Source organism: Gellertiella sp. DMC107 (assembly GCF_056313605.1).
In genome coordinates, this window is record NZ_JBQUZZ010000001.1 from 584,399 (window position 1) to 609,840 (window position 25,442).

Here is a 25,442-nt window from a genome sequence, read left to right on the forward strand (position 1 = left end):
TCTGGAGGAGAACCATCATGAACGCCCCCCTCAAGCGCCTCACGGCCTTCGCCCTCTTTGCCGGCCTGACCGCGGGGCTTGCCGCTCCGGTCTTTGCCGCGGGTGAGGAAACGGATGAAACCTCGCCGCCGCCCAAGACCGAAACCACCACCAAATGCACGGATGGCAAGGTCTGGGACAAGAAAAAGAAGGAATGCGTGAAGGCCGATCAGAGCGGCTTCAACGATGACGATCTCTACAAAGCAGCCCGCGAATTTGCCTATGCCGAGCAGTATGACAATGCCATCCATGTGCTGCAGCTCGCAAAGAACCAGAACGATCCGCGCATCCTGAACTATCTCGGCTATTCGAACCGCAAGGCAGGCCGGATGGAACTCGGCATGAGCTTCTACAAGAAGGCGCTGCAGGCAGACGAGAACTATATCCTCGCCCGCTCCTACATGGGCCAGGCTCTCATCGAGCAGGGGGATGTCAAGGCCGCCAAGGTGCAGCTCGTCGAGATCCGCGATCGCGGTGGTGAAAACACCTGGGCCTATCGCTCTCTGCTGCAGGCCCTGAACGGCTACAGCACCTATTGATACCGTCGGGGGCGTGCCCGGCGCGCCCCCGCTCTATCCGGCAGCAAGACGCAGAAATTCAGCGACCGCGTCGGGTGCTTCCTCGATCAGCATGTGCCCCGTGTCATCGAGCCTTACGATATCCACGGTCGCCGGCAAGTGATCGGCCTGGGTGATCGGCAGGATCGCGTCCTTCCGCCCCCACAGCACCCTGACGGGACAGGTCAGCCGCGCAAGGTCGGCAACGGGCAGCACGCCTTGCGCGCTCCCCTCCCCTACGAACATCGAGGCATAGATGGTCCGGAGCGCATTCTGCGATCCGGGACGTGCACGCGCCGCCGCAAGCTCCGCCAGCACGGCCTCGGTAAAGACGAAGCCCGGCGCAGCCATGGGCTGCAGAGCTTGCCGAAGGCTTTCCTCCTCCACCGCATCCCGCCAGTCCGCCAGCGCTCCCGCATGGATCTCGGGGCCGAAACCGCCCGGCGCCAGGAGGCTCAGCGACAGCACCTTTTCCGGGTTCCGCAGAGCCATGAGAGCGGCAACCGCCCCGCCAAGCGAATGGCCGGCCAGATGAAAACGGGAAAGATTTCGGCCTTCGAGATCGGCCAGAACCGCCTTCGCGATCCGCCCGGCTCCCCCTGCTGGCTCTTCCAGGGATCCTCCGTGACCGGGAAGATCATAGGCAAGAAGCGGCAGGTTCTCGGGAAGCTGCGAGGCCACAGGCCTCCAGACGGTGCCGATCCCGCCGAAACCATGCAGCAGCACCAGCGGGGTTTCCCCCGCCGGATGCCCGAAGGTTTCGGCATGGAGCGCCATGACCCGTCAGGCCTTCGCGCCGCGCTCGGACAGCACGCGGTTCGCGGCAGAAACCACCGCCTCCAGCGAGGCTGCCACGATATTGGTGTTGATGCCGACACCGAAGAGCTTGCCGCCGCCATGGGCGATTTCCATGTAGCAGATCGCCGAGGCATTCGAGCCGTGATGCAGCGAATGTTCGGAATAGTCGAGCACGCTCATGTCGATGCCGAGATAGGTGGAGAGCGCATTGACGAAACCGTCGATCGGCCCGTTGCCACGGCCTTCGATGCGGGTGGATACGCCGTTGTCGAGGATTTCCGCATCGACGATGCGCTGGCCCTTATGCTCGGGATCGGCAAAGGTGTGATGGTCAACGAACTGGATGCGGGCGCCCGGCTGGTTCACGTAGCGCTCCAGGAAGCGCTCGTAAATGGCCTTGGAAGGAAGCTCCTTGCCCTCTTCGTCGGTGATGCGCTGGATGTCCTCGCGGAACTCCACCTGCAGGTTGCGCGGCAGGTTCAGGCCGTAATCCTGCTGCAGGACATAGGCGATGCCGCCCTTGCCGGACTGCGAATTGATGCGGATGATCGCCTCATAGGTGCGCCCCACATCCTGCGGATCGATGGGCAGGTAAGGCACTTCCCAGAGGGGCTTGTTGGCAGACTTGATCGCCTTCATGCCCTTGTTGATCGCATCCTGATGCGAGCCGGAGAAGGCCGTATAGACCAGTTCGCCCACATAGGGATGACGCTCCGGGATCGCCATTTCGTTGGAATATTCGAAGACCGCCTTGATGCGCTCGATGTCGGAGCAGTCGAGCATGGGGTCGACGCCCTGCGTGTACATGTTGAGCGCCAGCGTGACGATGTCCACATTCCCGGTCCGCTCGCCATTGCCGAAGAGCGTGCCTTCGACGCGGTCGGCGCCGGCCATCAGGCCGAGCTCGGTCGCGGCAATGCCGGTGCCCCTGTCATTGTGCGGGTGCAACGAGATCAGCACGTTCTCGCGGCTGTCGATATTGCGGCACATCCATTCGATCTGGTCGGCATAGATGTTCGGCGTCGACATTTCCACCGTCGAGGGCAGGTTCAGGATCAGCTTGTTGTCCGCCGTCGGCTTCACCTCGGCAATCACCGCGTTGCAGATCTCCAGCGCCACTTCAAGCTCGGTGCCCGTGAAGCTTTCCGGCGAATATTCGAAGCGGTAATTGCCGCTGGCCTTCGCCGCCATGTCCATGATCATCTTGGCCGCATCGACCGCGATCTGCTTGATGCCCGGCACGTCCTTGCCGAACACCACGCGGCGCTGCAACTCGCTGGTGGAATTGTAGAAATGGATGATGGGCCTGTGTGCCCCCTCCAGCGCCTCGAAGGTGCGGGTGATCAGCTCCGGGCGGCACTGCACCAGAACCTGCAGGGAGACATCCTCCGGCACATTCCCTTCTTCCACGCACCAGCGCGCAAAGTCGAAATCGGTCTGGGAGGCGGACGGGAAGCCGATCTCTATTTCCTTGAAGCCCATGTCGAGCAGCAGGTTGAACATCCGGGCCTTGCGGTCGTGCCCCATCGGGTTGACCAGCGACTGGTTGCCATCGCGCAGGTCGACGGAGCACCAGATCGGCGCCTTGTCGATGATCTTCGAGGGCCAGGACCGTTCCGGCAGGTTCACCTGCGGATAGGACTGATACTTCTTGGCGGCTTCAGGCATGCCCTTGCGGGCGGAATTGCGGGTGGCTTCCATTACGTCTTCTCGTCTCGTTCGACCGCAGCGTCGGCACCGCTCATATCCTGTTTGAACGCGGCTGGCGATAGTCTGCGGGGACCATCCATGGTCTCATATGCGGATTTTCAGATGGATCGAGGAGCTGTTGGCCTCAAGGGCTTGCCCGGCCGCCGGGCGCTCCTCAACGGACCCGGCAACCGCGGATAAGGCCGAGAAGAAGAAGCGAGTTTGGAACACGCGAAACAGCCGCAGCACCAGCGGTGCGCGGGATATTGACCCCAGCAATGGAAGCAATCGTCGTGTCCATGCCGCGGAAGCTAAGCGCGGCGGACGCGCCGGTCAAGAGCATCCGCCCAAAATTGACTTTGGATTAGTCTGAAATTTCCGCTTCTCAAGTTCGTACCGTTTAATATTGTATTAACAACAAACCGAGGTGGAACATGCGTCTTGCCATTGCCATTGCCCTTTCAGCCTGTGCCGTCGGCCTGGCGTCCTGCAACTCTCTGTCGAAGGAAGAATGTCGCGCTGCGGACTGGCGCGTGATCGGGGAAGCGGATGGCGCGGCCGGCTATGACCCCCAGTCCCGCTTTGCGGACCACTCCAAGTCCTGCGCCCGCATCAAGATCGTGCCGGATCAGTCGCTCTGGAGCGAGGGTTACAAGGTCGGCGTGACCCGCTATTGCACGCCGCTGAACGGCCTTCAGCGCGGCGAGGCCGGCGATAGCTACTACAATGTCTGCCCGGCCAATCTGTCGTCGGGCTTCCTGAAGGGTTACGGCATCGGCAAGCGCGCGCACGAGGCCCGGTCGCGGCTGAACAGTCTGCGCAACGAGGTGTCGTCCAAGCAGTCTCAGATCGACCAGCTGTACAACGAGCTGAAACAGACCCAGGACCAGCAGCGCAAGGCGGATATCCGCCAGCAGATCGACGATCTTGACCGCGACATGCGCTGGGCACGCCAGAACGCCTATGACGCGGAGACGGACCTCTATCCGATCGAGATGGATGTGCAGCGCTTCCGCCAGAACCCGAACGCGATCCTGGTGCCGGCCGGTTACTGACCGGCGCGGCGCTTCGCGGCCTTTGCGAGCCCCAGGGCGAGGCCACCGGCAAGCAGGCCCCAGAACGCACCCGAAATGCCACCGAACGTCACGCCGGACGCGGTCACGATGAAGGTGATCGCGGCCGCCTCGCGGCTCTCCGGTTCCTTCAGCGCCGCGAAGGCGGAGCCGGAGAAGGCGCCGATCAGCGCAAGCCCCGCCACGGCCTGGATGAGCACCGGCGGCGCCAGCGCCACGAACCCGGTCACCGCCCCCGCCAGCAATCCGAAGATTACATAACCCGCGCCGGCAATGATCGCCGCCCAGTAGCGTCGCTTCGGGTCGGGATGAGCATCTTCTCCCGCACACATGGCCGCCGTAATGGCCGCCAGATTGACGGCATGGCCGCCGAAGGGTGCCGAGAACAGCGAGAAGAGGCCGGTCGTCGCAAAGAGCGGCCCGGGATTGGGCTCGTAATGGTTGACCTTCAGCACCGCAATGCCCGGAATATTCTGCGAGGCCATGGTGACGATAAAGAGCGGCAGCCCCAGCGAGACGATGCTGGCCAGATGGAACTCCGGCCAGACGAAGACCACCGTCGGCCCCAGCGACTGCGACCAGGCGGCCAGGGCTCCCTCGGGAATCTGGACCCCGAAGGCCAGCACGCCGACGAAAGCGATGAGCGCGGCGGGAACCGCATAGAGCCGCTTCCACGCGGCCACGGCGAGCCAGGCGATCACGATCGGCAGTCCGAAGGCCGGATTGAAGGACACGGCTTTCACCGGCGCATAACAGAGACCGACGAGCACCCCCGCCAGCATGGCATTGGCGAGCGGTGCCGGGATGGCGGCGACCGCCCGGCCGAGCGGCTTGAAGAGGCCGGCAATGACGATCAGCACCGCGCAGACGAGAAAGGCACCGACCGATGCGGCGAAACCGCCCGCAACCGCGCCGGCGCTGGCCAGCAGGGCCGCGCCCGGGGTGGACCAGGCGATGCTGACAGGAAGCCGGGTGGCAAGGCTGAGGACGATGGCACACAGCCCCATGGAGATCGACAGCGCCATGAGGCCCGAGGCCGCCTGCGCATCGCTCGCCCCCACCGCCTTCAGGCCCTGCAAAACGACGGCGAAGGAGCTGGCAAAACCCACGAAGGCGGTGAGCAGGCCCATGAAGAAGGCTTGCGGGGAGAGGTCTTTCAACATGCCGAGGATCCGAAAGGGCGGGAGAAAAAGGTCAGAGGGTGCGGGCGAACCAGTCCGTGGTTTTCAGAATCACGTCCTTTGCCTTGGATTGATCATCCCCGAGCACGTTGAAGATATGATCGGCATCCGCAATCACATGGGTCAGTTTCGTCTGCGCCTTGGAGAGGCTGGCGAAATTCACCAGATAGGAGGCTGAAAAATCCTTCGAGCCGGCAATGGCCATATAGGCACCGGTATAGCGGCCAATGGCCTCGTCCAGCTTGCGCGTGCCGAGGCTGTCGAAAAAGGCTTGCTTCAACGCCATCGTCCGCCAGCCGAGATCGATCCCCACCACACCGTCTTCCTTGGCGCGGTCGAAGACCTTCTGGCCGAGCTCGGAGAGAAAATCGGCGCGGAAATCGCCGACCGAGGACCAGGTGGCAAGCGACTTGATCTTCTGCGGCTCGTCGGCCGCAGCCAGCATGCCGATGCCGCCGCCCAGGCTGAACCCGAGCACGCCGACACGGGCGCTGTCGATCCCCTTGACCTTGGTGAGATAGGCAAGCCCGACCTTGGCATCGTCGAGCTGGCTGTCGACGGTGGTCGCCCCCGTATCGCCGTCACTCTTTCCGAAGCCGCGAAAATCGATCCGCAGCGAGGCGATGCCACGCGCGGCGAGCGCTTCGGCCTGCCGGGCGAAAAGTCCGCCCACTTCGTCGCGCGAACTGCCGAAGCCGTGCAGCATGAGCACGGCCGGCGCCGGTGGCGAGTCGGGCTTGACCGTATCGGGAATATTGAGTGTTGCGGCGATGCCGCCATTCAGCATCACGGTCGTTTCCCCCGCCAGCGCGAGCATCGGCCGGGCCGCCAGCAGCAGGAACAGGGCCGCCAGCCGGAAAAGCCATGTCCGGCCCGCGCCGCCATGCCGTCCTACAATGTGCTTTCCCATCATTCCCTCCCGGACAGGCCTTGTCCGACAAGATCAAAGCAGACTTCGCAAGCCCGGACTATTCCGACAAATAGCGGCGGCTTACAAGTGCTTTCCGTACACACAAAAAAAGCGCCCGCTGCTGCAGGCGCTTTTTCAAAGCCTTGTGCCCTGGCGTCGGCGATCAGACGCCGATTTCAGCCTGGCTGGAGATGATCTTGGAAACCAGACCATATTCCTTGGCTTCCTCGGCGGAAAGCCAGTAATCGCGGTCCGTGTCCTTGGCGATCTTCTCCATCGGCTGCCCGGTTGCGGCAGCGAAGATCTTGTTGAGGCGCTCGTTCATCTTGATGATTTCGCGCGCCTGGATCTCGATGTCGGATGCCATGCCGCGGGTGCCGCCAGACGGCTGGTGCAGCAGGAAACGGGTGTTCGCCAGGCAGAGGCGCCGCTCTCTCGGAACGCTCACATAAATGAGCGCGCCGGCGGACGCCACCCAGCCGGTCCCGATGATCCAGACCTTCGGCTTGATGAACTTGATCATGTCATGAATGGAATCGCCCGATTCCACATGACCGCCCGGCGAGTTGACGAAGATGCGGATGTCCTCGTCACCGGCTGCGGCAAGCGCCACGAGCTGCGAGCAGACCTTCTGCGCCAGTTCCATATTGATCGGGCCGTAAATGAAGATCGAACGGGACTTGAACAGGTTCGCTTCCGTTTCCTTGCCCAAGGGCAGTTCGGTCTTCTTGTCGTCTTCTTCGCTCATCAACCATCTCCAGATGTCGTTCCCTAAAGCAGATAATGCGAGTCACCCATGATGACAATGGAAGAAAGCGCCAAGGTGCTTCAGGGTGAAGGAATGCTTAGGGGCCGGTGCGTCCGGAGACCTTGAACGGATGCGGGCGAATGCGAGGGATTCCGGACATGCCTATGGACAGAAGGCCGTCATGCAGGTCATCTTGTGCGACGCAATATGAGTATCTTCTGCTGTCCCTTCTCCCACGACGGAACCTTGCCGATGAAAAAACTTACCTTCCTTCTCCCCCTCGTTCTCGCTTCCCCGGCCTTTGCCCATGACGGCCCTGTTGCAGCGTCCGGCCTTGCCGCCGGCCTGATGCATCCCCTGACGGGACTGGACCATGTGGCCGCCATGCTGGCCGCCGGCCTTGCCGCGTCGTCCTTCGAGGCCAGGAAGGCCGGCGGGCTCGCCATGGCATTCCTGGTGGCGATGGCCCTCGGCTTCGGCCTTGCCCGTTTCGGCCTGCCGCTTCCGGCGGGAGAGGCTGTAATCCTGATTTCCGGGCTGGTGCTGGCCGCCATGGCGCTCTTGCCCCCGCGCTACAGGGCCTCTCTCGCGCTTGTCGCGGGGTTTGCGATCTTTCACGGCCATGCGCATGGACTGGAAGCCGGCGCCCATCCGACCGGTTTCGCCATCGGTTTTCTTCTGACATCCGCAAGCCTGATCGCTAGCGGCTTTGTCAGTGGGCGCCTGCTGCGTGCTGCGGAACCGGGCCTCCTGCCGGCGATCCGGTGACGGGAGGGGAGGATCCCCTCCCCTTGTCTTTTCAGCCGCGCCCGCGATAGGGCTGGACACCCTGATCCGGCAACCAGACCCCTTCCGGCGGAGCTCCGGTCTGCCAGAACACATCGATCGGAATGCCGCCGCGCGGATACCAGTAGGCCCCGATGCGCAGCCATTTCGGATCGAGAAGCGCAACCAGCCGCTTGGCAATGTCAATGGAGCAATCCTCGTGGAAAGCGCCGTGATTGCGGAAGGAATGCAGGAAAAGTTTCAGCGACTTCGATTCCACCAGCCATTCGTTCGGCACGTAGTCGATGACGATATGGGCGAAATCCGGCTGCCCGGTCATCGGGCAGATGGAGGTGAATTCCGGTGCGGTGAAGCGCACCACATAATCCGTGCCCGCATGCGAGGCGGGAACCCGCTCCAGCACGGCCTCCTCGGGGCTCTTGGGGGCTTCCACATTCTGCCCGAGCTGGGACAGGCCTGACACATCGGTCTTGCCCATGAGACTTCTCCTTCGACGTTACGGCGCAAGACAGGCGCCAAACAAAAAACCGCGCCGGCAAGACAGGCCGGCGCGGTTTTCCTTTAACGGTTCTCCGTCCAGGGAGATAGAGCCCTCAGGCGGCCTTGGTCTTCGCCTTGCGCGAGAGATGGGCCACCACATTCTCGATCATCCGCATGCCGGCATCGCCGCCAAGGGTCATGATCGATTCCGGATGGAACTGTACGGCTGCAATGGGCTCCTTGCTATGCTCGATGCCCATGATCGTCCCGTCCTCGGTCTCCGCCGTGATGACGAAATCGCGCGGCAGCGAGGAGGGATCGGCGAAAATCGAGTGATAACGACCGACGGTCACCTCCTTGCCAAGACCGGAGAAGACGATGCCCGGCTCCAGCACGCGGATGCGCGACGGCTTGCCATGCATGGGGACCGCCAGATGCCGCAGCTCTCCGCCATAGGCTTCCGCCAGCGCCTGCAGACCGAGGCAAACGCCAAAGATCGGCAGATCCCGCGCCCGCGCCTTCTTGATCGTTGCCTTGCAGTCGAAATCTTTGGGGCTGCCGGGACCGGGGGACAGCACGACGAGATCCGGGTTCAACCGGTCGAAGATCTCTTCGGGCACGGGCGTACGGACGGTGGAGACGGTCGCCCCCGTCTGGCGGAAATAATTCGCCAGCGTATGCACGAAACTGTCTTCGTGATCGACGAGCAGGATGTTGATGCCGGTGCCGACCTTCGCCGCATCGCGGCCCTTGCTTTCGGAATTGGCGGACTTGGCATCGCGGATCGCGGCAATCATGGCGGAGGCCTTCAGTTCGGTTTCGGCTTCTTCTTCCTGCGGAATGGAATCGTTGAGCAAGGTAGCGCCCGCCCGCACTTCGGCAATGCCGTCCTTGATGCGCACGGTGCGAAGCGTCAGGCCCGTATTCATGTCGCCATTGAAGCCGACCATGCCGATCGCCCCGCCATACCAGGCGCGCGGGCTCTTCTCATGCGCCTCGAGGAAGCGCATGGCCCAGAGCTTCGGCGCCCCCGTGACCGTCACCGCCCAGGCATGGCTGAGGAAGCCGTCGAACGCATCCATGCCGTCCCGCAAACGGCCCTCGATGTGATCCACCGTGTGGATGAGGCGCGAATACATCTCGATCTGCCGACGGCCGATGACTTTCACCGAGCCGGGCTCGCAGACGCGGCTCTTGTCGTTGCGGTCCACGTCGGAGCACATGGTGAGCTCGGACTCGTCCTTCTTGGAATTCAGCAGCTTCAGGATCTGCTCGCTGTCGGCAATCGGATCGTCGCCGCGCTTGATCGTGCCGGAGATCGGGCAGGTCTCGATGCGGCGGCCGGACACGCGCACGAACATTTCCGGCGACGCGCCGACCAGATATTCCTGCGCGCCGAGATTGATGAAAAAGGAATAGGGCGAGGGATTGATGGCCTTCAGGCGCTTGGAGATCGCCGACGGCTTGCTTTCGCAGCGCTCCATGAATTTCTGGCCAGGGACCACCTCGAAGAGATCGCCGCGACGGAAGCTTTCCTTGGCCTTGACCACCAGGTCGGAATATTCGCCCGGGCGATGGTCGCCGCGCGGCGGGATGGTGTCGGTCATCCGGAAGGGCTCGGGCGCGATATCGCCCGCCTTGTCCGCCGTCGTCTGGCCGTTCATCGCGAAATCATAGCGGTCGATCCAGGCCTTGGCGGCATAGTTGTCGACGACAAGGATCTCGTCCGGAATATAGAGCACCATGTCGCGCTGGTCGGCGGGCCGCTCAAGCTTGAAATCGATGGCATCGAACTGGAAGGCGAGGTCATAGCCGAAGGCGCCGTAAAAGCCGAGATTGGCATCAGCGGCCGAATGGAAAAGATCGGTAATCGCACGCAGAACCGTGAAGACCGTCGGGATTTTCGAACGTTCTTCTTCGGTAAAGGCGCGATCCGGCTGCTTCACCGTCACATCCACGCGACGCGGGGTCACGCCGGTGATGGCAATCTCCTCGACGGTTTCCAGCTTGCGGCTGATGAAAGAGAGGAGCACCTCCCCGCGTTCGTTATAGGCTTCGATCCAGAGCGAGCGGCCGAAGCTCGAAATGCCGACCGGCGGATCGATGATCGCCGTGTCCCAGCGGGTGTAGCGGCCCGGATATTCGTAATTCGAGGAAAAGACGCAGCCGCGCCGTTCGTCCAGCCGCTCCACATAGGAGGAGACCGCATCCGCATAGGGCGTCGACCGGCGCTGGCGGGTGACGGATATGCCGCCCTTGGTTTCGTAGACTTCCCCGCCGTCATCCCGGATGATCGTGGCCATTACGCATTTCCCCTTCTGGTCTCAGCCCGGGCTCGGGGCGGACAACAAAAAAGCCGCCTCGAAACTGTCGGGCGGCTTGGTCTTTCGTCCTTTGTGGACATGACTGGTCAAGGCCGCTTCAGCGAGCCCACCACCAGTTTGCAATCATGTTCAAGGACGTGTTCATGGCAGGAATTTCTAACGGCAGATTTGGTGCGGCGCAAGAGAAAAGCGTCACGCGGCAGCCATACCGGCGGCAAATATGCGCTCTCCTTGACTCAACATCAGAAATAACTTAAGTAATGAATGTGTGCGTTCTGGAGATCAACGATGACCGTGGTCGTCAAGATTGGCGAAGACAAAGCTGGCCTTGCAGACCTCCTCGCAAAAGTCGAAGGAGGTGAAGACGTTATCATCCAGCGGGGCAACACGCCCGTCGCCCGAATGACCGGCATTGCCGCAAGGCTCAACACCGCATCCACCATTGCAGCGATCAGGTCCGAGCGCATCGCCGGAACATCAACCAAGACGTCAGAAATCCTCGAATGGCGGGATGAAGGTCGGCGCTGATGGCGTTGGTTATCGACGCGTCCATCGCCGCCATCTGGTTCCTGCCCGATGAGAATGATGATCGCGCAGATGATATCCTCGACCGGCTGAATTACGAAAGTGCCAGCGTCCCTTCCCTCTTCTGGTTCGAAATCCGCAATATCCTGGTCAAGGCACACAAACGAGGGCGGTTGGAAGAAACTGGTTTGCTGAGAGCCATGAGCCATTTGCGAAACCTGCCGCTGGATGATCACGGCAGCGGCAACGACCAGCTTATTCTCTCCCTCTGCCTGAAAGAGGGACTGACCGCCTATGATGCCAGCTATCTGGGCCTGGCGATGGAAAGAGGCAGTCCATTGGTGACGGCCGATCAAGCGCTCGAAGCCGCAGCACTGAGGAACGGCGTTAAAGTGATCCGTTAGGACAAGCTCCCCTGAAGGTTAGCTCGCCCCTGGTTATTCTCCGGCTTGTCCCAAGGATCTGCAATCGTCAAGCGAGAGTGCGGGGTTGGCAGATGGTCGGGACAAGCCCGAGCATGACGGAAGAGATGGCAATGCCAACCCAAAAAAAGGCCCGGCGCATCGCTGCGCCGGGCCTTGCAGTTCGCTTCAGCGAAACGCCGGTTCTTAGAACAGGCCTTCGATGTAGCCCTGTTCGTTCAGGAAGATCTTTTCCGAGGACGGAACCTTCGGCAGGCCCGGCATGGTCATGATCTCGCCGGTGATGACGACGATGAAGCCGGCGCCGGCGGAGAGGCGAACCTCACGAACCGGAACGGTGTGGCCCGACGGCGCGCCGCGCAGGTTCGGGTCGGTCGAGAAGGAGTACTGGGTCTTCGCCATGCAGATCGGAAGGTGGCCATAGCCCTGCTCTTCCCACGAACGGAGCTGGTCGCGCACCGACTTGTCGGCAATGACGTCGCCCGCATGGTAGATGGACTTGGCAATGGTTTCGATCTTCTCGAACAGCGGCATGTCATCCGGATAGAGCGGAGCGAACTGCGACTGGCCGGATTCGGCAAGCTCGACAACCTTGTTGGCGAGTTCCTCGATACCGGCAGAGCCATGCGCCCAGTGCTTGCAGAGGATGGCTTCCGCGCCGAGGGTGGCGACGTAGTCCTTGATTGCCTGGATTTCGCCGTCGGTGTCCGAGTAGAAGTGGTTGATGCCGACAACAACAGGCACGCCGAACTTCTTCACGTTCTGGATGTGACGGCCAAGGTTGGCGCAGCCCTTCTTGACGGCGTCGATGTTTTCCTTGCCGAGGTCTTCCTTCTTCACGCCGCCGTTCATCTTCATGGCGCGGGCAGTCGCGACGATGACGGCAACGTCAGGCGAGAGACCGGCCTTGCGGCACTTGATGTCGAAGAACTTCTCGGCGCCGAGGTCGGCACCGAAGCCAGCTTCGGTCACGACATATTCGCCGAGCTTCAGCGCGGTGGTGGTCGCCACGACCGAGTTGCAGCCATGCGCGATGTTGGCGAACGGGCCGCCATGCACGAAGGCCGGGTTGTGTTCCAGCGTCTGCACCAGGTTCGGCTGCATGGCGTCCTTGAGCAGAACGGTCATGGCGCCATCGGCCTTGATGTCGCGGGCAAAGACCGGGGTCTTGTCGCGGCGATAGCCGATGATGATGTTGCCGAGGCGCTTTTCCAGGTCCTTCAGGTCGTTGGACAGGCAGAGGATCGCCATGACTTCGGAAGCCACGGTGATGTCGAAGCCGGCTTCGCGCGGATAGCCGTTGGCAACGCCGCCGAGCGAGCAGACGATTTCGCGCAGTGCGCGGTCGTTCATGTCCATCACGCGGCGCCAGGCGATGCGGCGGATGTCGATGTTCTGTTCGTTGCCCCAGTAGATGTGGTTGTCGATGAGGGCTGCCAGCAGGTTATGGGCAGAGGTGATGGCGTGGAAGTCACCCGTGAAGTGCAGGTTCATGTCTTCCATCGGGACGACCTGGGCATAACCGCCGCCAGCCGCACCGCCCTTGACGCCGAAGCAGGGGCCGAGCGAGGCTTCGCGGATGCAGATCACGGCCTTCTTGCCGATGCGGTTCAGGCCGTCACCCAGACCGACGGTCGTCGTGGTCTTGCCTTCGCCGGCCGGGGTCGGGTTGATGGCGGTCACGAGAACGAGCTTGCCGTTCTTCTTGTCCTTCTGCTGCGCGATGAACTCGGCGGAAATCTTTGCCTTGTCATGGCCGTAAGGCAGCAGGTGTTCGGACGGGATGCCCAGCTTGGCGCCGATCTCCATGATCGGCTTCTTTTTCGCGCCGCGCGCGATTTCGATATCGGATTTCACTTCTGCCATTTGCTTTCGCTCCCTGGGCAAATTGATTGGAAGGCAAGATGCGGCAATAGAGCCGCAATTACCAATCAAAGACACGCCGGGATCTGCCACCTTGTTGGCCAATTGCGACATCACGTCGCTTGCCTGCCTTTCGCATCGCGGCTCGAGGGCCGGCGGTTGCCGCTTGAAGCTCGGTATACATCCGTGGCACATACGGATTTTGCAGGCTTTGGGGGTTGCGGAGCAGATGAAGTCCATTGAACTCGTGATCGAGCGGATCATTTTGTCGAGCCGCTGGATTCTGGTGGTGTTTTACCTGGGCTTGGTCGGAGCCCTCGCGGTCTATGCCGTTTCTTTCCTTGGAAAATTCTACAAAATGGCCATCCACGTGCTCGATTATGACGAAGCCGGGATGATTCTCGCGATCCTTGGCCTGATCGACGCAGCCCTCGTCGCCAGCCTCATCGTGATGGTCATGATCTCCGGCTACGAGAATTTCGTGTCGCGATTCGAAGAAGCCGAGGAGGAGAATGGCGGAAACGAAGTGTCGTTTCTGGGAAAACTCGACAGCGGCAGCCTGAAAATCAAGGTGGCGTCCTCGATCGTCGCGATTTCCTCCATCCACCTTCTTCAAGTCTTCATGAATGCCAACCAGTATGAAAACGACAAACTGCTCTGGTTCACGCTCATGCATCTGACATTTGTCTTCTCTGCCCTGATGCTGGGCATTCTCGAAAAGACGGTCGCCAAGAAAAAATCCTCGCCGGAAGGGTAAAAGCAAGGTGAAGCGCCCTGTTCTTTTTCAGGACACGGTTGATTCATTCGCCAATTTTTGCGAGAAATCTGGAACTATTCGCCGGAATTTCAGGACAGGATCAGGGAAAAATGAAGGAACTCGATCGGCTGGACCGCAAGATCCTTCGTGCACTTCAGAAGGAAGGGCGCCTGTCGAACATCGAATTGTCCGAACGGGTTAATCTTTCGCCAACCGCGACGGCAGAACGGGTGAAACGTTTGACCCGGGATGGCTACATCACCGGATATATGGCGATTTTGTCGCCGGAAAAGCTCGGCCGCAATCTCCTGGTTTTCGTGGAAGTAAAGCTCGACCGGACGACGCCGGATGTTTTCGATTCCTTCAATGCGGCCGTCAAACGCTCCGACGACGTCATGGAATGCCATATGATTGCGGGCGGTTTCGACTATCTCGTCAAGGCACGGGTGGCCGGAATGGAGGCCTATCGCCAGTTTCTTTCGGAAGTGATCCTGCCCCTGCCCGGCGTGCGAGAAACCCACACCTATGCCGTGATGGAAGAAGTAAAAGGCACCGCGCTGCTGCCGGTTTGACGACCGTCAATTGCAATTTTTGATATAATTTATAATATTATGATGCTTGAATGCAAGATTTAGCATTGCAAAGCCTTAGACTTGCGTCTTACATTCCGCGTCGAGCAAAGACATATATCTTAAACAGATTGAGTCCCGGACGATCGCAGGGCGATGTTCGGGCCGGAACGGTTCAATGATTAACACCGGACGCCAGACCTTGCTGACTGGAGAACTTGCCGCAGCCAAAAGCCGGGAAGCGTTGAGGATTGCGCTGGGCAACGTGCGCCAGTCTTTCAACTACGACCATGTCACCCTCATGCGCGTCCCCACCGAGCAGGATCGTGCCATAGCGCCGCTGATGCTGGAATCGACGCTTCCGGGTGTTTTCGTTCGTGAATATGACCGCGCCCAGTTGCTGCCTGCAAGCCCGATTGCGACACAGTTGCGTCGCTCCCAGCTTCCGATCTCCTGGTCGGTGCAGGAAATGTCCAAAGCGGCAACCAAGCAGCCCGTCCGCGACGTGATCGCCCTCATGGAGCGCCACAAGCTGATGACCGGTTCGGTCTTCTCCTTCTACCTGACGGATGGAAACCGCTATGCGGTGCGTTTCGATGGCCAGCGCGCCGTGCTGACGCAGAGCGAGATGAACGAGCTCACGCTCCTGTCCCTGCATGCGCTCGATGTCTTCGGGCAGATCCATATTGCCAAGGATCAGAACCACAATCCGCTGTCGGCGCGCGAGCTCGAAGTGGTGAGCTGGACTGCGCAGGGCAAGACCTCGGTGGAAATCGGCCAGATCCTGTCCCTGTCGGACCACACCGTCAATGCCTACCTCACCAATGCCATCCGCAAGCTCGACTGCGTAAACCGCACGCAGCTCGTCGCGAAATCCATCCGCCTCAAACTGATCGCCTGATTTCACCAGACCGGGAAAACGGCTCGGAAACGCCCGGTTCGGCAAGAAACAGGGCATGCCGGAAATTGCGCCAATGCCACTACACTTCGATCTCCGATCCGAAATCGGCTCCCTTGAAGAAGCCGAGCGGCTGGAACTCTCGGCAGAAGATATTGTCAGCCTGCTCACCCGGTTCGACCGGCTGGGCATATGGCGTATCGATGTCGCAACAGGCCAGTGTCGCCTCTCCGAAAGCTGCCGGCACTTGTACGGCTTTTCCGGCAAGGAAGAGGTGCACACGCTCGAAGCCTATCGGGATCGCATCCATCCGGACGATCTGCCGGTGTTTTCGGAAGCGATTGCCGCCACCATCGATGGCCACAGCAGTTTCATGGTCACTTACCGTGTGGCTAGCGGCCAGGGCTATCGCTTCGTGCGCAGCATCGGCATGTTTCGGGACACCGCCGCCGGCGGCGGCGAAGTGGTCGGCATCACCCATGCCGTAAGCGAACACGTCCGACAGCTCGTCATGACGTCGTGACATGGCAGGGGGGCGCGAAAGCCCCCGTTCGCGTGGGGTCAGCGGTCGATGATGGAGCGAATTTCCACCAGATTGGAGCGGACCCGCAGAATATAGAAACCCATGGTGGACAGATGGTTCGGCATGATCCAGCCATCCTCGCGACCGTTGGAAATAATGGCCGGCTGCACCGCAAGCGCCCCCTGGAACTGCTTCAGCGTCTCGACCCAGATCGGCTTCAGGTTCCGTTCGTTCAGCACCTGGTCGAAATCGGCCCTCACGGCCGAAAGGATCGCGTAATAGCCATAAAGCTGCCCATAGGCGAACCAGAACCGGTCATCGGCGCGGGTGTCGAACCATCCATTGGCGTGTTTTTCCGCCCGCTCCTTCAGGATTGCCGATGTGCCCCCGAGAGAATTCGCAACGCGATCGACGAAGACGAGCAGATTGTCGGCGCGCGTATCGAAATTCGCCGTGCAATTTTCAAGCTCCGCGTTGAATGCCTGGAGATCCGAAATCGCCGCGCGGTACTGGCTGGGCGTCGGCGTCAGCGGACCGAAGGGGGAAAGGCCGAAATACCAGTTGGTTTCTTCATACTGCAGCTTGCTGCGCGCGCTCTGCAGATTGTTGTTGATGGCCGAAGTTCCCCGCATGCGCACCAGCGTATCCACCAGTTCCACCGTGGTGCGGCGCACCGCCTCGTTCACCCCGCGCTGAAACGAGGCCTTGTTGTCGAGGAAGGGCGTGTGATCCCAGTCGGTTCCGAACAGGCCCATCTTGTAGAGCAGCATGGAGGAGATCCACGCATTCTGGTTCACATTGTCATCGATCAGCTTGGCCGTGACATCGACAATGGCCGAGCGCTGGCAGGTCTTGGCCGCGCCGGCAGCGGCAGGCTTCTCCAGCCCCGCCGAAAGGTTGCGTTCGCCGAGCTTGTAGCTGTCGACGAAGTTGGGATTGAAATTCGACCACATCTGCGTCTGCACGATGAAATAGCCGTAGGAAACAATCAGCAGCAGAACGAAACCCGCAACCGGCAGACGCACCATCCAGCTGCGACCGCGATACCAGCCATGCGCCGCCATGAAGGGCCACACCAGCCAGGCGACCAGAAGGCCGAACCCGTGACCGATGGCGCGAAAGACGCGCTCGAAAAAGGCGATGATCGGATCAAGCATGGTCGTCCTCTCCCATTGCATAGAGTTTTTCGCGAATGGCTCGCTTGTCATTGAGATATGAACTTGTCAGCCGCGAGACAACATGCGTTCGGAAATTATCGCTGTAATTCTCATATCTGAGGTAGAAGCCTTCCCGGTCGAAAATGAACCGCGAGAGATAGTCCTGCGGCACCTGCGCCGCGATCAGCCGGTTGGTGAGCCAGGCGTCCCGGTGGCCGGGCTCGGCCCGGACGAGCAGGAAACGCTGCCGCGGCGCCACCAGATCGAGCCGCACCTCGCCCGTATCCCCGAGCTCCCGCAGCTTCTCCGTGAGGAAGGGATAGGTCCCCTCTTTCGTGACATCGGAAGCATTCCTCTGGAGGAAAGTCTGCACGAAGGCGGGGTCGAGGCGAGAGAAATCCGTATCGGGCGCAATATGGGCAATGAGATCCTCCACCGCCATGGCCCGGCGATGTTCGATCAGCCCCGATTGCTTGACCCAGCTGGCCCGCGGCAATTGCAGGCGTCCGGTCTTGGCAAGGAAATCGAAGATCAGCTTCGGATCGTTCGAGGGAATGTAGCTGACCTGCCAGGGCCGCGAGCGTCGGAAACCGGGCGCATCCGGGTCGCAGATCACGGTCGCCGTCTTGTCATCGAGGAAAATGTAGACCCCGCCGAAATGATTGGCCCAGAAGGCATCGTGGCGGAAGACGAGCTGGTCCGGCACCAGCATGTTCTGGCGGATGTCGCCGGTGATCCGGGCGAGGTCCACCATGCGGGTGAGCACCGTATCGTCGCGCCAGAGGTCCTCCTCGCCGACCAGCCGGTCGACGAGCCCGCGCAATTCCGCGGCCTTGCCGAGCACGTCGTCGGCCGACAGAACCCGAAAGCGCACCTCGTTGATGGAGAGAAGGTCGTCGAGCGTTTCCACCGCTGCGACGGAATCCTCGATTTCCCCATAGACGGCATCCTTGATGGTCACCGCATGCAGGGAGCGCGCATTCGCCTCGAAGAAGCGGTGCATCAGCGCCGCCGTATTTGAAAAGCTCGAATGGGCGAGTGGCAGCCGCTCCTGCTCCGGCGTCAGGATGATGAAACGCCGGTTGACCTTCAACGGATCGAGATAATCCATGTCGCCGAGCACCTCGGCCACTTCGGGCGAAAAGCCCAGCATGTCGATCCGGAAACGGTCGAGCGACACGGGCGGCACGCCGAACCCCTGCAGCGCCTTGTTGTAGCGCGCAATCAGATGCGGTTCCTCGATGGTGAGGAGCCGGCCGTAGACCAGTTCGGATTCAAGGAGATGCTTCATCCCCTCTCCTCCCGCATCAGGAAGCCGGTGGCAAATGATGTCATCTCAGACCTCCCAACGCCCGTCCCGCTTCAGGCTTTCGATCTCGCCGACAGCCCGCTCGCGCTGACGTTCCCGGCGGATAATCTCGGCGACAGCGGCAGCATCGGCCTTGTCGGAATAGCGGAACTCGCTGTCTGCGTAACGGTTGATTTCCTGAAGCACCATCTCGATGGTCACGGGGCCGCGCAGCGCCGATATCATCGCCACTTTCTCTTCATAAGGCTTGTGCAGGAAGGTCTCCGGCGTCTGGAACCAGTCATCCGGCAGATCCACATCCATGGCCCGCATCTTCACCGCATCGGCAATGTTCTTGATTGCGCGGCCGGTAAAGCGGGGCTCGGCCTCGCGGATCCGGTAGAGATAGGTGCCGATATCGGTCAGGGTGCGAATGCCGCCCGTCTCCTTCTCGAAGCGCTCCCAGATGCCGAGCAGCGCCTCTTCAGACGGCCGGGAGAAGCGCTCATAGGCTTCCGCCACCGGCTTGCGGATGCCCTGCCCCTGCAGCACGGCATGCTCGCCGGTCGGGATCGCATGGTTCTTGCCGACCAGCATGCTGAAGATGTCGATATAGTCGTCACGGGTCTGCGGCCCGTCCACCAGCCAGCGTGCCCCGGCCCGCTGGCGCAGGGCATCGTCCACATTCTCCGGATAGTTGGAGAACATGCCGAAAGTCGCATTGCCCCGCACCACGGTCGAGGCGCCGGCAAAGCTTTCCATCAGCACGGCGGTTACTTCCTGCTGGCCCGCGGAGGCGCGGTCGTCGCTGCGGCGCGCCGCCACCTGGTCGATATCGTCGATGGTGCCGAAGCCGATCACATCGGGATTCATCACCGCCCGCACGAACTCCTTGCAGTTCTGGCCGGATTTGCCCTGATAGGAGGAGATCTGGTCGACACCGAAATTCTCGTAATGGAAGGGATAGCCGGCCATCTGGCAGTAATCGTTGATCATGCCCGCCATCATCTGGATCAGCATGGTCTTGCCGGTGCCGGGCATGCCGTCGCCGATGAAGGTGAAGAGAAAACCGCCCACCTCGACGAAGGGGTTCATGCGTCGCTCGAAATCATAGGCGACCACCATGCGGGCGAGCCGCATGGCCTGATGCTTGGCCACATGGTTGCCGACGATTTCCTCCGGCTTGCGGAAGGTCATCACCAGCGGCCGGGTGCGCTCGACAGGCGGGCGGTCGAAACCGTCGAGCACGAAATCCTCGCTCTCCAGCTTCAGATGCGCATTCATGAAGGCCGAAAGCCCGCTGAAGCGCCCCTTGCGTTCGATCAGCCCGTCAATGGCAGCCCCGGCATAGTGCCGCGCGGCCGCCAGCATGGCCGCATCGTCAGCGGCCCCCGCAATGACGCGGTCGAGCCCGGATATCAGCGATTTCAGCGCATCCTGCGGCGTGTCGAACAGGAAATCCGGTCCTTGCACATCGCCGGTGGCCTGCCCCTCGCCGGGGATCGTCCGGGCGAGATAGGCGGCAAAGGCAAAGGCGGCGACATAGGCAGACGCAGCAAGCAGCGAGCGAAACCGTTCCGCATCCGCGCCGGCCAGCGGCGCCTGTGCGTTGCGCGACTGGAGAAGCTCCAGCTCGGTCTGCCGGGCGAAGAGGGCGGAGGCCGCCAGACCGACCTCTGCGGCCCGCCGCGTGCGGTAGATCAGGCCGTGCGCCTCCGGCGACAGAAGCGGATCGTCCGGCCGGCGCGCGGCCACCGTCTTCACCAGTTCCACCTCGCGAGTGCGCGACAGGCCCGCGGTCGAGACCGTCGGTACGAACCGGCGCCCGGTTCCGGCAATCGCGGCGCCGGACGGCCCCTCTGCCGGTCCGACCAGGGCGAAGCGGGTGACCAGGGTCTGTGCCAGTGGCCTGTTCTTCACGAGGTCCGCTTCGGCAATCAGCGTCAACCCCGCATCCTGTCCCGTGGGAGAAGCCATGGATCAAACCTCGCTGATTACGTTGTCACCTGATATCACATGCACCTTGAAACCATCGAAAATGCTCTCGGCTTCGCCTGATGCGTAGAGCGCCTGATAGGCCTCGTGCGGCACGAGCGCATGCTTGCTGAAGGCGCTTACCCCCATGCGGGCCGCCTCGAGATTGCCCGTATCGATATGGAACTCCTGCATCGCCGGACTGGAGGAAAAGAAGCCGCGGCTCTCGGGTATTTCCCGTGCGGAGACCACTTCCTGGGAGGTCCATGTCATCAGCCAGGCATTTTCAGACCGCCTGACGCGGGACAGGATCTCGTTGATCTTCGAATTGTTCTCGGTGATCCCGCTCGCATAGAAGGGCCCGAGCACGAAGCGGGTAAGCCGCTTCGGATGCAGCGTCGGGAAATCCTTGTCCATGGCGGTGGCAATCGTGGCCGGGGTCAGCGAATAGCTGCTGTTGGCCGTGACGAACCGGTCGAAGGCCACGGCCAGTTCCGGATTGAGAATCCCGCCCACCGGCAGCGGGATCTTCACATCGGGATCGAGCCGCCCGTCGCGCGTGACGAGCAGGCGTGAGACGTTTTCGGACGAATCCTCCACCCGCACCGTGTAGACGATCGGCAGCGTCGCCGTGCCGTCATAGGCGGCCCAGCTGGCGAAATAGACCGGCCGCCGGTTGTCCGGATTGACCGCCACATGCAGGGTCTCCGGCAGTGTCACGGGCTGGAAGAATTGTCCGTCGGCCAGTTGCTCCAGATAGCGCCGCTCCGCCAGGCGCGATTGCAGCGCCTGCGGAAAGGCGCGCTTCGTCAGGATGAAATCCGCCATCTCGCGCTTGAGCGCCTGCGCATCCGGTATGGTGGCGAGCCGGTCTTTCGCCTGCGCCCGGTCGTTTTCGAGCTCCAGCACCGTCTGGAACACCGGAAACCCGCTTTCCGCCCGCGAAATGCGAAACTGCTCCATGAAGCCGATGCGGCTTTCCCAGGCGGAAAAGGATGCCCTGAGCCGCCGGATATAGGGAAGCACCACGCTGGCCGCGAATTCCTCACCGGAGAGCGCCTGACGCTCCTTGTCCGGGCTGGCAAGCGTTTCCAGCCCGCGAAGTGCCGCCGCCATGCGCTGGAAATAGTCCGAAACGGCCGGAGTGGGTGTCAACATGGCAGCAAGGGCCCCGTTCTCAGCGTCGCGTCAGGCCGGCCTCAGGACTTCACGTAATTGGCGGTATTGTGCTTGTCCATCACAGCCTGGAAGCGGCGGGCAAAGGCCTCGTCTGCGAGCTTCTTGCGGCGCTGGATATCCTGCGTCGCCAGCATGTTCTTCTCATGCAGCTCCAGGAGGTCGCCAATATGGCGCTGGGCCGCCGAACCGATGCCAGCCATCGTTTCTTCCGCTGCTGTGTCCACCTGGCTGCCGAGCGTATTGATCTTGTGGGCCACATCCTGCTGGGCCGCCGTTTTCAGCGAGTCCTCGAGCGCCTTGTAGAGCACGATGCGCTGTTCCGTATCGATGGTCAGCTTGTTGATCAGCGTGTTCTGCGCGGCAATCTGGTTGTTGAGCGAATCCACGAAGGTCTGGAACATGGAGGTGTAGCGCTCCAGCGTCTGGCTTTCCGCCAGCAGCTCCTGCTCGCGGGCCTGCGCCTGATTATACTCCGTCGCCAGCTTCGAACGCTCCGCCTCCAGCTCGGTCCGCTGGTTCTGGTCGGTGGAAGCGGCAATCCGGTTCTCGATGTCGAGCAGCGCCGGGTTCAGCGTCTCGATCTTCTTCTGCGTTTCGCCCAGCGCGGCCACCGCCTGCTTGCGGCGCTCGATCACGTTGATCAGGCTGGCCTCGGAACTCTTGTAGCGCTGGTCGAGGACGGTCCGCTGCTCCTTGAGGATGCCGACGATCGTATCCGACTTGGAGAGCAGTTCCTGCAGGTTGCCGGCAAGCGACATGTTGCGGACACGGTCGGTGCGCATCCGCTGCATCTTCTGCTTGGAGAAGATACCGATGAATTTTTCCATGCCGGTATAGTTCTTCATGCTCTCGAATTCGGAGCCGAAGACATTGGTCGCATCCTCGAGCCCGATGATGAGATCGGCAATGTTGGTTTCCATCACCTTCTGCTGGTTGATGACGTCCTGGATACGCGCATTCTCGATATCGAAGGCCGCATCGCCGAGCTTCGTGTCCGCCTTGGCGAACTGGTCCAGCACCTGGCCTGACTGCTCGAGCTTGCCCCTCATGTCCTGCACCAGGGTCTTGGTGCTTTCGATCTGCTGATCAAAGGATTGCAGGCTGGCCATCGGTTCCGAACTCCCATCTCTCGTCGTTACCGGAAACTAGCGCCCGACATTTCCCTTCCGCAACCCATGCAGAGCCAGGAAACCGCAAACGCAACCGGATTTCTTGTGCACGGCGGGCCGTGCCGTTGGAATGTGGGGTCTGGCGCAGCGAGTGCAAGTGGCGGGTGCGACAATTTGGCAAGCCAGGCAGCGGCGCCGGCCCGAAGGCTGGCGCCGGGAAGGCGGGAGGCCTGCCCGCCTTACTTGGCGGATGCCGGATCTTTCAGATAGGCGATGACATTGGCCACGTCCTCGGCCTTCTTCAGACCGACGAAGGACATCTTGGTGCCCTTTACCATCGTCTTCGGATCGGCAAGGTAGGTGGTCAGCGTGGCTTCATCCCAAGTCTTGCCGGCCCCAAAGGCCTTCATCGCGGGCGAGTAATTGTAGCCGGCAGCCGTGGCGACCGGACGGCCGACCACACCCATCAGCGACGGGCCGACCTTGTTGGTGGCCTCGGTGGCGGTGTGACAGGCGCCGCACTTCTTGAAGATGATCGCGCCAGCCTTGGCATCGCCATCGGCCAGGGCAGCGCCGGCCGTCAGCGTGAAGGCTGCGGCAAGGATTGCAGTTTTGAATGTCATGGGTCTCTCCTTGATTGTCGGCGGAACCGCAGCCCCGCTTCAATCCGGAAGATATAGCAGCCTCGCGCGGGTTTGCCGCACGGCGGAATGACGCAAGCCTGACAATTATCAATAACCGAACGAAAGCATCACCCGGCAACGGGGTCGCAGCGCATGATTTCGCTCCAGTGACGCCGGCAATAGGAGACATATTTCTCGTTGCCGCCCACATCCACCTGTGCCCCTTCCCGCACGATACGCCCCTCTCCATCCAGCCGGGCCACCATGGTGGCCTTGCGGCCGCAATGGCAGATGGTGCGCACCTCGCGCAGCTCGTCGGCGATGGCGAGCAGTTCCCGCGAGCCCGGGAAGAGCTTGCCCTGGAAATCCGTTCTCAAGCCGTAGGCCATGACCGGGATATGCAGGAGATCGGATACCCGCGCGAGCTGCCAGACCTGTTCTTCCGAAAGAAACTGCGCTTCGTCCACGAAGACGCAGGCAAGCGGCCCCTCGGCATGCATCGCCTCGATGATCGAAAAGAGGTCTTCCCTGCGGTCGAAGGGATAAGCCTCCGCCTCGAGCCCGATGCGTGACGAAATCCGGCCTCGTCCGGCCCGGTCGTCGAAGGCGGCAATGAAGATCGCGGTCCGCATGCCGCGCTCCCGGTAATTGTGGGATGCCTGCAGGAGCAGCGTGGATTTTCCGGCATTCATTGCCGCATAACTGAAATAGAGCTTGGCCATGCGCCACACCTAGTGCCGGGATGCGATTTCTCGCAATCGCGCGACGCAAATTTGAGCGCTTAAGTCGCATAATCCACAGGGGATTTAGTGACAAATGCCAGATTTGAGGATTTTTTCGGCACGAAAACGTCGATGTCGCATTCGGGACTGCGAATCCGGCGCAATTGCACCGCGCACCTTCCCCATTTCTGTCATATGCTCTATCCTGTAGGGATAAAAAACTGGGAGCCCACAACAATGAATAAGCAGCTGATACTGAAGCTTGCACTCACTTCTACCATTTCCTTTGCCGCTTTTGCCGGTGCCCCGGCCTTCGCCGCAGATCCGGAATCCTGCGCCACCGTGCGTTTCGCCGATGTCGGCTGGACCGATATCACGGCCACCACCGCCACGACCTCCGTGGTTCTGAAGGCGCTCGGCTACCAGACGGACGTGAAGGTCCTCTCTGTTCCGGTCACCTACACCTCGCTGAAGAACAAGGACATCGACGTCTTCCTCGGCAACTGGATGCCGACCATGGAAGCCGATATCAAGCCCTACCGCGAAGACAAGTCCGTCGAAGTGGTCCGCGCGAACCTGGAAGGCGCGAAATATACGCTGGCCACCAACGAGAAGGGTGCCGAACTCGGCATCAAGGACTTCAAGGACATCGCCGCCCATTCCGAAGACCTGGAAGGCAAGATCTACGGCATCGAGCCGGGCAATGACGGCAACCGCCTGATCCTCGACATGGTCGACAAGAACACCTTCGGCCTGAAGGATTTCGAAGTGGTCGAATCCTCCGAGCAGGGCATGCTGGCGCAGGTCGCCCGTGCCGAAAAGGACGGCAAGCCGGTCGTGTTCCTCGGCTGGGCCCCGCATCCCATGAACAACAATTTCAAGCTCACCTACCTCTCCGGCGGCGATGACGTCTTCGGCCCGAACTATGGTGGTGCGACCGTCTACACCAACGTGCGCGGCGGCTATGCAGCCGAATGCCCGAACATGGGCAAGTTCCTGCAGAACCTCGCCTTCACCCTGCCGATGGAAGCGGATGTGATGGGCAAGATCTCCGACGAGGGCAAGGAGCCCGAAGCGGCCGCCACCGAATATCTCAAGGCCAACCCGGCGACGATCGAGCCCTGGCTGGCCGGCGTCACCACGCTGGATGGCAAGGACGGCCTGGCCGCCGTCAAGGCCGCTCTCGGCCTCTGACGGACGTTTGAAAAGGGCGGGAACCGGCAAGCGGCCCGCCCTTTCTTCCATCCC

The 25,442-nt window shown here is 61.4% G+C and carries 25 protein-coding genes; 10 read left to right on the forward strand and 15 right to left on the reverse strand.

The window, feature by feature from the left end; translation table 11 throughout:
• Window positions 1-17: 17 nt before the first annotated feature.
• Complete coding sequence (locus tag ACT54B_RS02710) at window positions 18-578, forward strand: tetratricopeptide repeat protein (protein ID WP_476042690.1); 561 nt, start codon at window positions 18-20, stop codon at window positions 576-578.
• A gap of 33 nt (window positions 579-611) precedes the next feature.
• On the opposite strand, the gene ACT54B_RS02715 is transcribed toward ACT54B_RS02710, so the two are convergent.
• Together ACT54B_RS02715 and leuA are read right to left on the reverse strand one after the other, a co-directional pair.
• Window positions 612-1,373, reverse strand: a complete 762-nt coding sequence (locus ACT54B_RS02715) for an alpha/beta fold hydrolase (protein WP_476042691.1) — start codon at window positions 1,371-1,373, stop codon at window positions 612-614.
• 6 nt (window positions 1,374-1,379) lie between these two features.
• Window positions 1,380-3,095: a 2-isopropylmalate synthase gene (leuA, locus tag ACT54B_RS02720; protein ID WP_476042692.1), complete on the reverse strand. Its 1,716-nt coding sequence runs from the start codon at window positions 3,093-3,095 to the stop codon at window positions 1,380-1,382.
• Window positions 3,096-3,517: 422 nt separating this feature from the next.
• On the opposite strand from leuA, the gene ACT54B_RS02725 reads away from it, so the two are divergent.
• The gene (locus ACT54B_RS02725) at window positions 3,518-4,138 is read left to right on the forward strand and encodes a DUF2799 domain-containing protein (RefSeq protein ID WP_476042693.1); all 621 of its coding nucleotides are present in this window, start codon (window positions 3,518-3,520) and stop codon (window positions 4,136-4,138) included.
• Here ACT54B_RS02725 and ACT54B_RS02730 read toward each other — a convergent pair.
• The 3 genes from ACT54B_RS02730 to ACT54B_RS02740 all read right to left on the reverse strand — a co-directional run bounded on the left by ACT54B_RS02730 (window position 4,132) and on the right by ACT54B_RS02740 (window position 6,995).
• Window positions 4,132-5,319 (reverse strand): benzoate/H(+) symporter BenE family transporter, encoded by a 1,188-nt coding sequence (locus ACT54B_RS02730; protein WP_476042694.1) that lies wholly within the window; start codon window positions 5,317-5,319, stop codon window positions 4,132-4,134. The genes ACT54B_RS02725 and ACT54B_RS02730 overlap by 7 nt on opposite strands.
• 31 nt (window positions 5,320-5,350) lie before the next feature.
• A complete protein-coding gene (locus tag ACT54B_RS02735) occupies window positions 5,351-6,247 on the reverse strand; it encodes an alpha/beta hydrolase family protein (RefSeq protein ID WP_476042695.1) in 897 nt (298 codons plus the stop codon).
• Window positions 6,248-6,410: 163 nt separating this feature from the next.
• Entirely contained in the window at window positions 6,411-6,995 is a 585-nt protein-coding gene (locus tag ACT54B_RS02740; protein ID WP_476042696.1) for an ATP-dependent Clp protease proteolytic subunit, read from the reverse strand.
• Between the two features lie 252 nt (window positions 6,996-7,247).
• Here ACT54B_RS02740 and ACT54B_RS02745 point away from each other — a divergent pair, with 252 nt between their 5' ends.
• Window positions 7,248-7,763, forward strand: coding sequence for a HupE/UreJ family protein (locus tag ACT54B_RS02745; protein WP_476042698.1), 516 nt, complete (start codon window positions 7,248-7,250; stop codon window positions 7,761-7,763).
• Between the two features lie 31 nt (window positions 7,764-7,794).
• Here the strand turns inward: ACT54B_RS02745 and queF are convergent, their stop codons facing one another.
• Window positions 7,795-8,259 (reverse strand): preQ(1) synthase, encoded by a 465-nt coding sequence (gene queF, locus ACT54B_RS02750; RefSeq protein ID WP_476042699.1) that lies wholly within the window; start codon window positions 8,257-8,259, stop codon window positions 7,795-7,797.
• A 115-nt stretch (window positions 8,260-8,374) separates the two neighbouring features.
• Window positions 8,375-10,564 carry an anthranilate synthase gene (locus tag ACT54B_RS02755; protein ID WP_476042700.1) on the reverse strand — a complete coding sequence of 730 codons (2,190 nt, stop codon included), beginning with the start codon at window positions 10,562-10,564 and terminating at the stop codon, window positions 8,375-8,377.
• A 309-nt stretch (window positions 10,565-10,873) separates the two neighbouring features.
• Here ACT54B_RS02755 and ACT54B_RS02760 point away from each other — a divergent pair, with 309 nt between their 5' ends.
• Both ACT54B_RS02760 and ACT54B_RS02765 read left to right on the forward strand, forming a co-directional pair.
• A complete protein-coding gene (locus tag ACT54B_RS02760) occupies window positions 10,874-11,113 on the forward strand; it encodes a type II toxin-antitoxin system Phd/YefM family antitoxin (RefSeq protein ID WP_476042702.1) in 240 nt (79 codons plus the stop codon).
• Window positions 11,113-11,514: a type II toxin-antitoxin system VapC family toxin gene (locus ACT54B_RS02765; protein WP_476042703.1), complete on the forward strand. Its 402-nt coding sequence runs from the start codon at window positions 11,113-11,115 to the stop codon at window positions 11,512-11,514. The genes ACT54B_RS02760 and ACT54B_RS02765 overlap by 1 nt, the downstream gene beginning before the upstream one ends.
• Before the next feature lie 204 nt (window positions 11,515-11,718).
• Here ACT54B_RS02765 and ACT54B_RS02770 read toward each other — a convergent pair whose 3' ends face one another.
• Complete coding sequence (locus ACT54B_RS02770; protein WP_476042705.1) at window positions 11,719-13,398, reverse strand: formate--tetrahydrofolate ligase; 1,680 nt, start codon at window positions 13,396-13,398, stop codon at window positions 11,719-11,721.
• A 226-nt stretch (window positions 13,399-13,624) separates the two neighbouring features.
• On the opposite strand from ACT54B_RS02770, the gene ACT54B_RS02775 reads away from it, so the two are divergent.
• The 4 genes from ACT54B_RS02775 to ACT54B_RS02790 all read left to right on the forward strand — a co-directional run bounded on the left by ACT54B_RS02775 (window position 13,625) and on the right by ACT54B_RS02790 (window position 16,142).
• Window positions 13,625-14,152, forward strand: a complete 528-nt coding sequence (locus ACT54B_RS02775) for a TIGR00645 family protein (RefSeq protein ID WP_476043480.1) — start codon at window positions 13,625-13,627, stop codon at window positions 14,150-14,152.
• 110 nt (window positions 14,153-14,262) lie between these two features.
• Entirely contained in the window at window positions 14,263-14,724 is a 462-nt protein-coding gene (locus tag ACT54B_RS02780) for an Lrp/AsnC ligand binding domain-containing protein (RefSeq protein ID WP_183364542.1), read from the forward strand.
• A gap of 175 nt (window positions 14,725-14,899) precedes the next feature.
• Entirely contained in the window at window positions 14,900-15,622 is a 723-nt protein-coding gene (locus ACT54B_RS02785) for a helix-turn-helix transcriptional regulator (protein ID WP_476042707.1), read from the forward strand.
• A 73-nt stretch (window positions 15,623-15,695) separates the two neighbouring features.
• Window positions 15,696-16,142: a PAS domain-containing protein gene (locus tag ACT54B_RS02790; protein ID WP_476042709.1), complete on the forward strand. Its 447-nt coding sequence runs from the start codon at window positions 15,696-15,698 to the stop codon at window positions 16,140-16,142.
• Window positions 16,143-16,180: 38 nt separating this feature from the next.
• Here the strand turns inward: ACT54B_RS02790 and ACT54B_RS02795 are convergent, their stop codons facing one another.
• The 7 genes from ACT54B_RS02795 to ACT54B_RS02825 all read right to left on the reverse strand — a co-directional run bounded on the left by ACT54B_RS02795 (window position 16,181) and on the right by ACT54B_RS02825 (window position 24,194).
• Entirely contained in the window at window positions 16,181-17,299 is a 1,119-nt protein-coding gene (locus ACT54B_RS02795) for a DUF2333 family protein (RefSeq protein ID WP_476042711.1), read from the reverse strand.
• Complete coding sequence (locus tag ACT54B_RS02800) at window positions 17,292-18,590, reverse strand: DUF6638 family protein (RefSeq protein ID WP_476042713.1); 1,299 nt, start codon at window positions 18,588-18,590, stop codon at window positions 17,292-17,294. Before ACT54B_RS02800 ends, ACT54B_RS02795 begins: the two co-directional genes overlap by 8 nt.
• 45 nt (window positions 18,591-18,635) lie before the next feature.
• A complete protein-coding gene (locus tag ACT54B_RS02805; protein WP_476042715.1) occupies window positions 18,636-20,564 on the reverse strand; it encodes an AAA family ATPase in 1,929 nt (642 codons plus the stop codon).
• Between the two features lie 3 nt (window positions 20,565-20,567).
• Window positions 20,568-21,719 carry a hypothetical protein gene (locus ACT54B_RS02810; RefSeq protein ID WP_476042717.1) on the reverse strand — a complete coding sequence of 384 codons (1,152 nt, stop codon included), beginning with the start codon at window positions 21,717-21,719 and terminating at the stop codon, window positions 20,568-20,570.
• 41 nt (window positions 21,720-21,760) lie between these two features.
• Window positions 21,761-22,849: a hypothetical protein gene (locus tag ACT54B_RS02815; RefSeq protein WP_476042718.1), complete on the reverse strand. Its 1,089-nt coding sequence runs from the start codon at window positions 22,847-22,849 to the stop codon at window positions 21,761-21,763.
• 239 nt (window positions 22,850-23,088) lie between these two features.
• Entirely contained in the window at window positions 23,089-23,472 is a 384-nt protein-coding gene (locus ACT54B_RS02820) for a c-type cytochrome (protein WP_476042719.1), read from the reverse strand.
• Between the two features lie 128 nt (window positions 23,473-23,600).
• Window positions 23,601-24,194: a thymidine kinase gene (locus ACT54B_RS02825; protein ID WP_476042721.1), complete on the reverse strand. Its 594-nt coding sequence runs from the start codon at window positions 24,192-24,194 to the stop codon at window positions 23,601-23,603.
• Window positions 24,195-24,431: 237 nt separating this feature from the next.
• Between ACT54B_RS02825 and ACT54B_RS02830 the strand changes: the two genes are divergently transcribed.
• A complete protein-coding gene (locus tag ACT54B_RS02830; protein ID WP_476042723.1) occupies window positions 24,432-25,388 on the forward strand; it encodes a choline ABC transporter substrate-binding protein in 957 nt (318 codons plus the stop codon).
• Window positions 25,389-25,442 lie beyond the last annotated feature (54 nt).

Excerpts from the sequence above, each read along its gene's own strand:
- ACT54B_RS02710 (WP_476042690.1), top strand. The coding sequence starts at position 18 with ATGAACGCCCCCCTCAAGCGCCTCACGGCCTTCGCCCTCTTTGCCGGC.
- ACT54B_RS02715 (WP_476042691.1), bottom strand. The coding sequence starts at position 1,373 with ATGGCGCTCCATGCCGAAACCTTCGGGCATCCGGCGGGGGAAACCCCG.
- leuA (WP_476042692.1), bottom strand. The coding sequence starts at position 3,095 with ATGGAAGCCACCCGCAATTCCGCCCGCAAGGGCATGCCTGAAGCCGCC.
- ACT54B_RS02725 (WP_476042693.1), top strand. The coding sequence starts at position 3,518 with ATGCGTCTTGCCATTGCCATTGCCCTTTCAGCCTGTGCCGTCGGCCTG.
- ACT54B_RS02730 (WP_476042694.1), bottom strand. The coding sequence starts at position 5,319 with ATGTTGAAAGACCTCTCCCCGCAAGCCTTCTTCATGGGCCTGCTCACC.
- ACT54B_RS02735 (WP_476042695.1), bottom strand. The coding sequence starts at position 6,247 with ATGGGAAAGCACATTGTAGGACGGCATGGCGGCGCGGGCCGGACATGG.
- ACT54B_RS02740 (WP_476042696.1), bottom strand. The coding sequence starts at position 6,995 with ATGAGCGAAGAAGACGACAAGAAGACCGAACTGCCCTTGGGCAAGGAA.
- ACT54B_RS02745 (WP_476042698.1), top strand. The coding sequence starts at position 7,248 with ATGAAAAAACTTACCTTCCTTCTCCCCCTCGTTCTCGCTTCCCCGGCC.
- queF (WP_476042699.1), bottom strand. The coding sequence starts at position 8,259 with ATGGGCAAGACCGATGTGTCAGGCCTGTCCCAGCTCGGGCAGAATGTG.
- ACT54B_RS02755 (WP_476042700.1), bottom strand. The coding sequence starts at position 10,564 with ATGGCCACGATCATCCGGGATGACGGCGGGGAAGTCTACGAAACCAAG.
- ACT54B_RS02760 (WP_476042702.1), top strand. The coding sequence starts at position 10,874 with ATGACCGTGGTCGTCAAGATTGGCGAAGACAAAGCTGGCCTTGCAGAC.
- ACT54B_RS02765 (WP_476042703.1), top strand. The coding sequence starts at position 11,113 with ATGGCGTTGGTTATCGACGCGTCCATCGCCGCCATCTGGTTCCTGCCC.
- ACT54B_RS02770 (WP_476042705.1), bottom strand. The coding sequence starts at position 13,398 with ATGGCAGAAGTGAAATCCGATATCGAAATCGCGCGCGGCGCGAAAAAG.
- ACT54B_RS02775 (WP_476043480.1), top strand. The coding sequence starts at position 13,625 with ATGAAGTCCATTGAACTCGTGATCGAGCGGATCATTTTGTCGAGCCGC.
- ACT54B_RS02780 (WP_183364542.1), top strand. The coding sequence starts at position 14,263 with ATGAAGGAACTCGATCGGCTGGACCGCAAGATCCTTCGTGCACTTCAG.
- ACT54B_RS02785 (WP_476042707.1), top strand. The coding sequence starts at position 14,900 with ATGATTAACACCGGACGCCAGACCTTGCTGACTGGAGAACTTGCCGCA.
- ACT54B_RS02790 (WP_476042709.1), top strand. The coding sequence starts at position 15,696 with ATGCCACTACACTTCGATCTCCGATCCGAAATCGGCTCCCTTGAAGAA.
- ACT54B_RS02795 (WP_476042711.1), bottom strand. The coding sequence starts at position 17,299 with ATGCTTGATCCGATCATCGCCTTTTTCGAGCGCGTCTTTCGCGCCATC.
- ACT54B_RS02800 (WP_476042713.1), bottom strand. The coding sequence starts at position 18,590 with ATGAAGCATCTCCTTGAATCCGAACTGGTCTACGGCCGGCTCCTCACC.
- ACT54B_RS02805 (WP_476042715.1), bottom strand. The coding sequence starts at position 20,564 with ATGGCTTCTCCCACGGGACAGGATGCGGGGTTGACGCTGATTGCCGAA.
- ACT54B_RS02810 (WP_476042717.1), bottom strand. The coding sequence starts at position 21,719 with ATGTTGACACCCACTCCGGCCGTTTCGGACTATTTCCAGCGCATGGCG.
- ACT54B_RS02815 (WP_476042718.1), bottom strand. The coding sequence starts at position 22,849 with ATGGCCAGCCTGCAATCCTTTGATCAGCAGATCGAAAGCACCAAGACC.
- ACT54B_RS02820 (WP_476042719.1), bottom strand. The coding sequence starts at position 23,472 with ATGACATTCAAAACTGCAATCCTTGCCGCAGCCTTCACGCTGACGGCC.
- ACT54B_RS02825 (WP_476042721.1), bottom strand. The coding sequence starts at position 24,194 with ATGGCCAAGCTCTATTTCAGTTATGCGGCAATGAATGCCGGAAAATCC.
- ACT54B_RS02830 (WP_476042723.1), top strand. The coding sequence starts at position 24,432 with ATGAATAAGCAGCTGATACTGAAGCTTGCACTCACTTCTACCATTTCC.